Origin of the sequence: Neobacillus sp. YX16, assembly GCF_030123505.1 — a bacterium.
Taxonomy (GTDB): domain Bacteria; phylum Bacillota; class Bacilli; order Bacillales; family Cytobacillaceae; genus Neobacillus.
Genome location: NZ_CP126115.1, coordinates 2,658,725 through 2,670,890, shown reverse-complemented (window position 1 = coordinate 2,670,890; position 12,166 = coordinate 2,658,725). Strand labels below are relative to the sequence as shown.

Annotated in this window: 8 protein-coding genes; all 8 read right to left on the bottom strand. The window is 37.7% G+C overall.

Going from position 1 to position 12,166, the window contains the following annotated elements:
* Nucleotides 1-138: 138 nt before the first annotated feature.
* The 8 genes from QNH48_RS12730 to QNH48_RS12695 all read right to left on the bottom strand — a co-directional run bounded on the left by QNH48_RS12730 (nt 139) and on the right by QNH48_RS12695 (nt 12,159).
* Entirely contained in the window at nt 139-4,386 is a 4,248-nt protein-coding gene (locus QNH48_RS12730) for a multicopper oxidase domain-containing protein (protein WP_283955236.1), read from the bottom strand.
* A gap of 158 nt (nt 4,387-4,544) precedes the next feature.
* On the bottom strand, nt 4,545-5,633 hold the full coding sequence (locus QNH48_RS12725; RefSeq protein ID WP_283955235.1) for a copper resistance D family protein: 1,089 nt from the start codon (nt 5,631-5,633) through the stop codon (nt 4,545-4,547).
* Between the two features lie 333 nt (nt 5,634-5,966).
* The gene (locus tag QNH48_RS12720) at nt 5,967-7,277 is read right to left on the bottom strand and encodes a hemolysin family protein (RefSeq protein WP_283955234.1); all 1,311 of its coding nucleotides are present in this window, start codon (nt 7,275-7,277) and stop codon (nt 5,967-5,969) included.
* Nucleotides 7,278-7,337: 60 nt separating this feature from the next.
* Entirely contained in the window at nt 7,338-7,751 is a 414-nt protein-coding gene (locus QNH48_RS12715) for a MerR family transcriptional regulator (RefSeq protein ID WP_095251237.1), read from the bottom strand.
* Between the two features lie 122 nt (nt 7,752-7,873).
* Entirely contained in the window at nt 7,874-8,809 is a 936-nt protein-coding gene (locus tag QNH48_RS12710; protein ID WP_283955233.1) for a manganese-dependent inorganic pyrophosphatase, read from the bottom strand.
* Nucleotides 8,810-8,909: 100 nt separating this feature from the next.
* A complete protein-coding gene (locus QNH48_RS12705) occupies nt 8,910-10,796 on the bottom strand; it encodes a sensor domain-containing phosphodiesterase (RefSeq protein WP_283955232.1) in 1,887 nt (628 codons plus the stop codon).
* Between the two features lie 173 nt (nt 10,797-10,969).
* The gene (locus QNH48_RS12700; protein WP_283955231.1) at nt 10,970-11,773 is read right to left on the bottom strand and encodes a sigma-70 family RNA polymerase sigma factor; all 804 of its coding nucleotides are present in this window, start codon (nt 11,771-11,773) and stop codon (nt 10,970-10,972) included.
* Between the two features lie 47 nt (nt 11,774-11,820).
* Complete coding sequence (locus tag QNH48_RS12695) at nt 11,821-12,159, bottom strand: hypothetical protein (protein WP_283955230.1); 339 nt, start codon at nt 12,157-12,159, stop codon at nt 11,821-11,823.
* Between the last annotated feature and the right edge of the window lie 7 nt (nt 12,160-12,166).

Here is a 12,166-nt window from a genome sequence, read left to right as displayed (position 1 = left end):
GTTCAGAAACTAGGTAACTTTCATTTCTCTGTCTTCTACCCCTTCCTTTCTCCCCTCTTTTTATCTTTCTATCTAAAAAATTATATTAAAGAAGTATTGCAAAGAGGGAGGAAGCCAAAACCTCCGCTCTCTTTCTCGTCACTTCTTAATATGAAAGGTATTACTTTTTACTATTTTGGGGTTTGCATAAATTGATTCGTTCCCAAATTTATCTATTGTTGTAACGGTATAATAGTATTTTAGTGTAGTAGAGTTTACTGGCAGGGTATAGGTTAAGGAGCGAATGACATCCTTATTCATTTTCTGGTATCCAGCACTAGGAACCGCTTTTCGATATACATTAAAACCGACAATTTCTTTATTTACACTGGTATTCCAGCTAATATATAACAACTGCTTATTTGGTGCGGTACTGATATTGATGTTTGTTGGCGGCTCTGGACGACGGTCTGGCAGGGCAAGCAATTGATTTTTTGGTTGATTATGGATACGAAGCATCCCCCATAACCCACCTTCCAAATATCTCCTTAGCTTCATTTCCCGGTAGACATAGTCACCAACTTGATTAAATATCCCATCATTTTGTACTGGGATAATGTCCAAAGTCTCCCCTGGGGTAAGTGAGCCCTGACTTGATACTAGCTTAGAGTTAGGGTCCGTCCATTGATAGCGCCAGCGATGACTATGGAGGGTAAACACACTTCCTCTTGAACGGTCAGCAGTCTGCATTACTCTTAATCGGATAGGATCACCAACATAGGATTCCGGCATCGGCGTTGATGGATCGCCATGTATAACGGAGCTAAAAATTAATGATTTATCAGGATTTGCCGCTAATCGGTGCTTAAACGGTTCTGAACTATAATTAATACCCTTTTCTCCCCTATCTTCCATATCAAGATCGGCTGTACCTGGGGTTGGAGCACTTCCACCTTTGCTGACGGTATAGAGACCATCTGAGAACATTAACACTTGCTCTCTAAAATCAGGTTTATCCGGCACAATAATATCTGCCCTCGCACCTGAAGTTATTTCAGCACCCGTTTTCGGGTCACGATATTTGGAGCCTTTCGGTTCAATAATGAGTGAACCATACGCACCATGAAGTCGATGGCTACGGATGTCTCCATAGTCATAAAGAATAGTACCTCCATATTCTTTTTCGGCATACCATTGATAAGTAATCTTTTCACCTGGTCCAATGGTTTGATCATAGTTGTAGCCAATAGTTGCACCGTCAGATCCCTGCATATCGTATTTCACCATTTGCGGGTGCAAAGAAACTCGATTAGAATTCTTCCAATTCACCTGATTAGCCATTAACAGAGCTGGATCTGCCAGGTTTTCAGGTGGATCCAACGGTAGTTGATTTGAAAGGGTAACCTGAATACACTCCCCTTCATTTGCCCGAATGACAAGCGGTTCGGCCGCTTTCCTGCCATTTTTAATATCTAGATAGTCTTTGGTAAGCGAGAACATCATTCCAAATGGATCATGGTCACCATATTTGTTATAAACTATGTCTTTCATAAAGGCGGTTAAATCAAATTTCCTTACCAACGCCCCTGGAGGACAGGGATTTCCTGGTGCCAGTGCTTTTGGTGGCCTTTTTCCATTTTTCTTCATCTGACTTACCTTCCAGGGCACAACAGAAGTTTTTAGTTGTGGTCGATCTGGCAATTTTTGGAGAGCAGGTGTCTTTTCACCCCAAACTCTGACAAAGCCCCATAACCCGCTCCACAAGTCTTCAATCGGTTGAGAAGACCATAGATAATCCCGTTGCTGGACTCCAACAGGGTTAGGTTGTATATCCATGATAAATTGTTCAGACATTCCAATGGTTTGGGTGGACGTTAATTCTGAATCCTCTACCCCTGATTCACGCTTCCAGTTTAATCCGTGGATATTAAAGTTATGCTGTGTTTCATGGGCTCCTTGGATTAAACGGATTTTGATTGGATCTCCTGGATAACTTTGGATAATTGGAGTCTGAGGATCCCCGTGTACCCAAGAGCTAAAGACGTATGCAGGATCACTATTATTTCTTCTAAAAAATGGTGCATTTGAATAATTGACAGCTGCATACCCATGCGCGTGCTTGAAATTTGATGGATCAGTCTCTAACTGAAGAATGTTATCACTTTTATCCCAAAGTCTTGCAAAATCATGGTAAATCATAACCTGCTCACGAAAGTCTTCTTTTTCTGGGTGAACAATCATTGCTTCCGTTCCAGATTTTATTTCCCGGCCGGTCTTTGGATCCAGCCATTTAGATCCTTTTGGTTCAACAATTAATGTTCCAAATGTACCATGGAAACCTTTTTCACCCGCAGAGGTATGATCATGGAAAAGAATTGATCCCTCTTCATCTGCATACCAGCGATAGCGGATTTTTTCACCAGGCTCCGTACCTTGATTGTAGTTCCAGCCGACTGCTGTTCCATCAGAGCCTAAAGGATCGTATGCAACAAAATGAATGTGTATCGATAAGGCATTGGGTTCATTAGCATTGAATAAATGGTTTTCTAATGTTACCTCTACACAATCTCCCTGATTGGCCCGAATGGCGAGGGGACGCGGCCGCAACTGCCCACTCAGTACTTTTTGTTCATCCTCTGCGAGGACATACATTCGTCCTTCCTTATCACGATCACCTGCATTGTTGTATATAATCTCTGTTTGTATCCCGACAATGTCATATTTTCGAATAGGAGCATCCTTCGGACAGCGATCAAAATTAGGTGCTCCTGGTCCGAGCGCACCTAAAGCCGCTTTTTCTGATTCTGTTGCTGGACGCAATTCTGGGTCCGGCGGCTTTGGAGCACGTTTGCCTATTTCACCAGGTATATAATTTGGAAAACCAGGGTTTTGTTCTGTTGGACTAGATGGTGCTTCCCTATCTGCTAAGGGCAGCAAGTCAGCCTGCGCTTTGTCGAATACCCTCATTAACCCCCACATGCCTTCTAAATAATGTGGGAACAAATGACAATGCCATAAATAATCCCCTGGAGCCCCCGTATTATCTTTGTCGTACCCAGCACCAAATGCTAATTCAGCCGTTTGGGTATCACCAATATTCAAGGTATCAGAATCTACGGTGTTTGTTTTCTTCGTATCACTTTTCCATCTGTGCCCATGCAGGTGAAAAACATGATTTTCATCACTGTTTGCTCCAATGACTCGGTATCTAACCGGGTCACCTACATAGGCTCTAGTAATAGGAGTCGCCGGGTCACCAAAAACCCAGGATGAATAAAACATTGTTGGATCTTTACCATCCTCACCCATTGTGTTTTTCAAACGTTCATCCATTGGTTCTGCACGATAATTTACAGCATAAAGCTCTTTTTCATTTGGATCCTCTACATGGGGTTCCTCTTCATGAGGTACCTCCCCTTCTTCCTCGTGGTCTTCTTCATGAGTTCCAGGAGGTGGAGGGGTACCAAATTGAGCGCTAATCCCATCATGGAAAAACAAAGTAAACTCCCGAAAATCGGGTTGGCCAGGTAAATGGATATCTGCATATAATCCACTGGTTAACTCTTCTCCTGTTACAGGGTCAGTCCATGTTGCCCCTTTTGGTTCAATGATTAACGCCCCGAATAAACCATCACCCATTGTCCCCCTGCCGCCAGTTGGATCGGTGAAGTAAGTGAGATCGGCGCCATTGTAGAAAAAGAAAGTTCCTTCATCCACAGCATTCCACGTGTATTTAATTTCTGTGTTTGGTGAAGCAGTTGAATCAGGATTATATCCTGCCGATGTTCCGTCAGATCCCCTTACATCATATCCAACCCCTTCAATATGAATGGATGCCTTCTCACTCAATTGATTACTAAAGGAAACTTTAATACAATCACCTTTATTTGCACGGAGTGCCAGCGGCCGGATTTCCTTGACCGGTTTTCCTGGATTTTCAGCAATCGCCTGTCGAATTTTCTCAACATCTTCTTGTAGGGCATATATTTTCGCCTTTGGGTCATGGTCGCCAAATTTGTTGTAGACCATATCTACCTGTATCGCTGTAATATTAAAATTACGCACAGGTGCACCTTTGAGACATTTCTCATTTGGCATATCTAGCCTTGCCAATGAAATGGGTGCCGCATTGGATTTTGCTGCCTTCGTTTGAATAATTGCTTCGTTCGATTGACTGTTCGTAGTAGAGGTTACATATGTTGGAGAATTGCTAGTTGTTTTTACTATTTGTTGATTACTAGAAAATTGTTTTACACCGGTCTTTGATACTGTGGCAGGTCTTACCTTATCAAATGCCAGGGCGTATTTTAAGTCGGATGAATGAATGATAAAAACAATTGAGAGAGATACAACTGAAAATAGGGTTAGAAAACAGAATAATAGTAAAAATGACTCCTTTTGCTTCAACCTTTGTACCCCTTTCATTTTCCAGATAGTATGTAAGTTATAGGTCCAAACTGCTATAGAATTTTATATGACCAGTTCAAAATTTATATACCTTCTTTCATGTACACTCTCTATTTACGTTTCAAAACAGTAAAAGTTAGAGCAGACCTAGCTATTACTCAAATAATTGGATATAGAACACAAGAAAACATTAAGCCTAAGTATAAAGTGAGAATAAAACAACCCCCAAATACGGTGGCAAAAACCGGGCTCATACTTTTATAACTCACAAATATTAACAACAAAAATAGAAGTGCTGTTGAAACCAAAATGATAGATAAGAAGGTTGGAGAGAATTCAATTTCTATCGGTACAAGAAGGTTCTTTGCTAACAGCCAATCTACCCATGTTGGTGCTGTGCCTTCTTGCGCAGCATAGACCATTTCATAAGGTGGTGATAATGTACCCATAACTGCTGTAAAGAAAAATACAAGTAAAAGAATGACACTTTCTGCTTTTAACCAATTACGAGGATCATATTTCGAGGCAGTTGAAACTCTTTTTGTTAATATCCCATTAATGAAGGCGAACATAATAATTGGAACGATACTTATGTGCTTGAACAATAACATACGTCCGTATGGTGTTGCCCAACCATTTACATATTCTGCGGGCTTCTCAAGGGTAAACATAATGACAAACCCTGTTGCAAAAATATTAATCATACATACTACAGCCAACGGTGAAAACCATTGTAGGAACTCAGACCAATGTTCCTTATCTTTAGAAAACCAAGACACCTGAAGGACGACACCCACCCAAATCGTTACCATAAGGAAGTGTGTGGTATGAGAAAATAGGCCAACAACAAACGATTGAGTTGAAACATGACTGCTATAACCAATGGTTATAATCATTAAAACAATCCAGAATGCCTGTAAATATTTTGAGCGATTTAGATACAAGGTTAACCATAAGAAAATAGTAAACACTGTGTTAAACAGCCATCCCTGCCCAATTTGGAAACGCGTCAAAACAGAGGCAGCGGCCGCAACAAACCCGACGGATTCATCAAATAACAATATTAAAGTGAACACGGGCACAAAAGTAAAAAGTATAATCCCAAGCGTACAGATAAGCAAAAGTGGCTTTGGAAGTTGAATACTTGGTTTTTGCGAATCCGAAACAAATTGTAGGACAACATAACCAACCAAAATCGAAAACAATAGATAATTACCTAACTCTGCAATAGAACTTAATAGGTTCATATTTACCACCAGCCATATTCCATTAATTGAAATAAGAAAACGGACACACACATCTTGACCAGGTTGAAAAGTTGACCCTCCTTTGTTTTTATATAATTACTATTCCATAGAAAATATTAATATCACAATTCCCCCTCAAAAATAGTACTTTTGATGCAATTCTATTACACTATATATTAAGTGAAAACTTCCAAAACACCTCTATAAATTGTTCGACAAATACCAACGTGAATTATTATATTAAAAATAATTTGTAAAATCATAGGACACTAACCACCCTTTATTCGTCAAAAAAAAAGACCACAGGAACACCTGGGTCTTTTTACTGTTAGGTTAAGCTATAGATTCATGTTTCATTAATTTAACAATTTCTAATAATTTAATATGATAACCATCAATTTCAAGTACTTTAAATTCGTAATCACCATATTTAACCTTATCACCTTCGACAACATCCATTTTTTCAGATAAAATCCAGCCGCCAATGGTATCCATCTCATCTTCCTGGATGTCTAAACCGAATAAATCATTTACTTCATCTATTAAAACTTTTCCGTCGACCACGGTTTTATTTTCGCTGATTTTGTTGATATCCGGGACTTCATCTTCGTCAAATTCATCGCGAATTTCTCCGACAATTTCTTCCAGAATATCTTCAACAGTCACCAAACCTGCAGTACCACCGTATTCATCCATTAGAATTGCCATATGAACACGTTCTTTTTGCATTTTAACTAATAAATCATGGATGGCAATCGATTCAATGACCTGGATAACAGGACGGGTATATTCATCAATGGGTGTATCAAGGTTTTTACCACTAATATAATCTGTTAGTACTTCCTTCATGTTCAGCATACCAACAATGTTATCCTTTTCACCATCAATGACTGGGTACCTTGTATAATTTTCTACCTTCACAATTTCTAGACATTCTGCTAGAGTTTGTGATCGATCAAATACAACGATTTCAGTACGAGGTACCATTATTTCTTTTGCAATACGATCATCAAATTCAAAGATATTGTTCACATATTTGTATTCAGACTGATTGATTTCCCCGCTCTTGTAGCTTTCAGAGATAATTAATTGCAGCTCTTCCTCTGAGTGTGCTTCTTCATGTTCAGAAGCAGGTTTTAATCCAAAGAACCCAACGATTACACGTGCTGATCCATTTAATACTTTAATAAAAGGATACATAAGCTTATAGAAGATAATCATAGGTTTTGCAAATATCAACGTTACAGCCTCGGCTTTATTAATCGCAATGGTTTTCGGAGCAAGTTCACCTACCACAACATGAATAAAGGTTACTGACGCAAAAGCAATGATAAAGGACAAGATACCAGCTGCTGATTCAGCTATGTTAAATTTAGTAAACAATGGGTGAAGCATGTGTTCTACAGTCGGTTCACCCAACCAACCTAATCCTAAGGCTGTTACGGTAATACCTAATTGACACGCTGATAAATATTCATCTAAATTTGAAACAATTTTCTTAGCTGCAATTGCTTTTTTATTGCCTTCTGCTACTAGCTGATCAATTCGTGTACTACGGATTTTTACAATGGCAAATTCGAAAGACACGAAGAATGCCGTAAAAGCAATTAAAATTGCAATTACAATCAAGTTTATTATGGTCAATGGTCTCCTTACTCAAAGTGTGAGTAAGGAATACACCTCCTGGTTTTTGTAAATATAAGTTTAACTTAGTAATAATAATAATGTTTGGGCTAATGGAACACCTTGGGAAGAGAGTTTATTCACAACCATTTCTTTTTGATTGCCGTTTAGTTTTTGAAGTATAGGTTCGATTGCTTCAATTTCTTCTTTAAGATGATGCATTAAGATTCCAATTTGTTCAAAATGTTTATCTACTTTTTGTTTATCAACACAATCCTTCGTCTTAATTAATTCAATGGAAGACTTAATCTCTTCAAGTGGCATATTAAGATTTTTATAATGTTCAATTAAATGCATAATTTGGATGCTGTCTTCTCCATACAATCGATAATTAGAATCCGTCCGAATAGGGTTAAGTAAGCCTATTTGGGTGTAGTAATCGATTGTTCTTTTGGAGAGATTCATTAACTTGGCTATTTCACCGATACGATACAACTTCCCAACCTACTCACCCCTCTCTACAATACTATTAATATATCATGCAGAAAGTGTACAGTCAACGTATTAGTTACTCTAAAAAACAAACCGTTCCTATTGAATAAGAACGGCCTTAATTATTAAATACCTTGATTAAAAATATCAGTTAATACTGGTACAATTTGTTTCTTACGAGATACAACACCCTTTAATACTGCAGTGTTATTCTCCAAGGTAACATTATATGCCTTTTCAACAGCGCTCGTTTTACTTCCTAAAGCTAAACCAACAGAGTCATTCGTTAAGATATCTGTAACCACAAATAAGAATAAATCTAAGTTCTTTTCTTCGATATTTTTCGAAATAGCAGCTTCTATTTCCTCTTGACGAGCAAGTACCTCAGCTGTATCAACTGCATTTACTTGTGCAATTTCAACTTTGCTTGATCCCATGTCGAATTCTTTTGCATCAAGTGAAATTAATTGTTCAATTGTTTTGTCACTTAAATCAGCACCAGCTTTTAGCATTTCTAAGCCATACTCTTGCGCATCGACACCAGCAATTTCAGCTAATTCTTTTGCAGCTGCTACATCCTCTGCTGTACAAGTTGGCGATTTAAACAATAATGAGTCAGAAATAATCGCGGACAGCATAAGTCCAGCAATTTCTTTTTTAATTTCTATGCCGTTTTCTTTATACATTTTATTCAAAATCGTTGCTGTACAGCCTACTGGCTCACAACGGTAATACAATGGATCGCTTGTTTCAAAGTTCGCAATACGGTGATGATCGATTACCTCTAAAACACGAACATCAGCAATATCATTCGCACTTTGCTGGCGCTCATTGTGGTCGACCAGAATAACTGAATTGACTTCAGCTGCTACCTTTTCAACTAAGCGTGGGACCTCCGCATTAAAATGGTTCAGAGCGTATTGCGTTTCTCCATTAACGTCTCCAAGACGTATTGGTTCAACATCCATTCCAAGTTGTTTCTTCAAATCTGCATAAGCAATCGCAGAACAAATTGTATCTGTGTCAGGGTTTTTGTGACCAAAAATAAGTACTTTTTCCATTGTAAAAACTCCTAATCGTAATAAATTATGTAGGACAATTTGATGACCCTATCGCAAATTATATATGATTTATAAAAAGGATTCAAAAAATATTAATTGGTTACACCGAAAGTTTTTCAACCAACACTTGTAATTCTTCGTCAGAAATAGGCTTACTGAACAAGTAACCTTGAGCTTCATTGCAATTGTGGTGTCTCAGGATTCCTAACTGTTCACTTGTCTCTACTCCCTCAGCGATTACATTTAATCCGAGGTTCTGCCCCATTAAAAGTATGGTGGTTGCGATATTTTCATCATCTTTACTCTTATCTATGTCCTTAATAAAGGAGCGGTCTATCTTCAAATAATCAATTGGAAACTTTTTCAAATAACTCAATGAGCTATATCCAGTTCCAAAGTCATCAATGGAAATATTAACTCCCAAACCCTTTAAACTTGTTAAAATGGTGGTAGCTTTTTCTACATCCATTGTCATACTTTCTGTTATCTCGATTGTTAAACATCTTGGGGTGATTCCCGTTTCCTTTAGTATTTGCTCCATTTCTGAAATAAAGTTAGGCTGATAGAATTGGCGAATAGAAATATTTACAGATATTGTCGACAGCAAGTAACCGCTTTCCTGCCAGTACTTCATTTTATAGCATGCCGTTCTTAAAACCCATTCACCAATTGACACGATTAAACCTGTCTCTTCTGCAATCGGTATAAATCGATCCGGTGGAATAATTCCTAATTTAGGATGGTACCAACGGATTAATGCTTCGACTCCGGTAATTTTACTCGTAGCTAGATCTATAATTGGCTGGTATTGTAACTGGAACTCTTGCTTATCTAAAGCTTTTCTTAGTTCATTTTCAATTAATAAGCGTTCATTTGTTCTTTCATCCCACTTTGCTTCATAAAATTGATAGGTAGTACTTCCTACTTTTTTAGCCTGATTTCTTGCCACATCCGCTTTCCTTAAAAGTTCATTTCCACTTTTCCCATCAATAGGATAAAGACTAATACCAATACTAGGTGTAACAAAAATCTCATGCCCTTCAATACAAAATGATTTTGCTAATATATTATGTATTCTATTGGCCACAATCGTTACTTCTTGTTTTGAAACAAAATCAATTAATAATGAAAATTCATCTGCTCCTTGCCTGGAAACGATATCTTTTTCTCGAATACACGCTTTTAATCTTTGGGCAACACCTATTAAAAGCGAGTCCCCTATAGTGTGTCCTAATGTATCATTAATGAGTTTAAATTGGTTCAAGTCAAAGTACAATACCCCTATCATTTTCCCATGTGTTTTTTTAAATAGGTTTATTGCGATATTCACTTTTTCTTGAAAAAGTTTTCTATTTGGTAGTCCAGTTAACTCATCATGAAATCTCAGAAAGTTTATTTTTTCCTTAGCATGGAAATGTTGAATGACCAAACTAATCAGCTTGACAGCATGGTCCATAAATTGGATTTCCTGCTCATCAGGGCTATTATGATAAGGATACAATATAGAAAAAACACCTAAAAGATTTTGTACATGATCAAACACGGGAGTGGACCTCCATGCTTTAAAACCGTGTTCTAAAGCTTTGTCTTTACAATCACTCCAATGTGGATCTTCAGCAATATTCGAGACGACAAAACTTTGTTTTAAGTATGAAGACTTCCCTTCGTTAATCCCATTAGAATTGTTAAGAAATTCATCTATGTATTCACAATACTCAACAGGAAGGTTAGGTGCAGATCCGATATAAAGAAATTCTTCATCCCTATTTGCGAGCAGGATTGTGCACACTCCTTCATTAAAAACCTGTTCATACTGTAAATTGATTATATCTAATACCTCTACAAGTGAGGAGTCGTTATCATCCATCATTTCAATCACTTTTGTTTGCACATTAAATAAAGCTTCTATGTTATTTTTTTCCGATGTGACTTTCGCATAAAGTGATTTGTAAAAATCAATTGTAGATTTCATTATAATATCAATCATCCTTATATAATCATTGTCTAACAAAGTTGTTTCCACATGCTCCATAAGGAACAATTGGTAAATATATATGAAAATCCGAATAGTATATATATCGGTAAATTAATCTCAATGTTTAGGTTAATTTTAGTAAAAAGTCAAAAAACACACCCTGAGTATTGGGTGTGCAAAGTAATTTATAAAAATGAATCCAATGAAAAACCTTTCGCCTCAAAACTCTTTCGCATTTTAAGGATGGCTTGTGAATGAATTTGAGAAACCCGCCCTTTTGTAAGGTTTAGAACTTCAGTAATTTCCACCTGTGATAAACCCTCGTAGTATATTAGCGTAATGACTAATCTTTCCTTTTCAGACATTTTATCAATGGATGCAGCGATCAATTTCTTAAATTCTTCCATTTGAATTTTCTTATCCTGAGAAAAGGTTTGATCATCCGCAATTTGATCCATTCGGCTTTGCTGCTTCCCATCATCTTCATTTACCTTTAAAGGTTCATTTAATGAAAGCAATGTTGACAAAGATAAAGTCGCAAATGCTTGGTCCACTTCCTCAAGAGACAGACTCGTATGCTGACTTAATTCCAATTCTGTTGGTGTTCTCATTAATGATTGTTCTAACTCACGGAGGGCGTTATTAAGTTTTTTTGCTTTTTCCCTTACTCCACGGGGAACCCAATCTGTTTGACGGATTCCATCAAGCATTGCCCCTTTAATACGCCATAGTCCAAAGGTTTCAAATTGATAACCTTTTTTATAGTCAAACTTCTTTATCGCTTCGATTAAACCAATATATCCCAGCCCGGCAAGGTCTTCCTTTTGGATAATATGCTGTGGGATACTTGAGCCCAAACGATTGGCCATTTGGTCTACCAGAGGCAAGTATTGTTTAACCAGTTGATCCTGCGATTTAGAATCGTGGTTCTCTCGATAAGCCTTCCATAAAGAGTAGTGTGGAATGGTTTCTTTCATAGCCGGTCTCAACAATTATCCCTCCTAATTACCACCGTTTTCAGTATGAATTGCCAATTTTACCTTTTTTCACCGTCTTCTTGATTATGTAAAGAGTGGAGGGAAACAGTTTGGAAACCGGCTGTGTCCGTCATCTCTTCAACTTCAGCGGTATTTTTTTCCACTTTTTGTTTTACTTCCACTTCTTCCACTGATATATCCTTGTGTGCAGGATGACTCTTCCCGGCCATTTGTTTCATAACGATATGGAAAACAAATCCTAAGAAAAAGAAGAGGATAAAACCAGCTGCTGCTCTATAAAGAGTTGTTTGCCAAGTATTGTTAAAGATTGAGAATAAATAGGTGAAAAGGAATGAGATAAATCCAAGAACAATATTAACCTTCAAATTTTCTAACATATGAACC

Coding starts and splice junctions, on each gene's coding strand:
- QNH48_RS12725 (WP_283955235.1), bottom strand. CDS start 5,633: ATGAACCTATTAAGTTCTATTGCAGAGTTAGGTAATTATCTATTGTTT.
- QNH48_RS12695 (WP_283955230.1), bottom strand. CDS start 12,159: ATGTTAGAAAATTTGAAGGTTAATATTGTTCTTGGATTTATCTCATTC.
- QNH48_RS12705 (WP_283955232.1), bottom strand. CDS start 10,796: ATGATTGATATTATAATGAAATCTACAATTGATTTTTACAAATCACTT.
- QNH48_RS12710 (WP_283955233.1), bottom strand. CDS start 8,809: ATGGAAAAAGTACTTATTTTTGGTCACAAAAACCCTGACACAGATACA.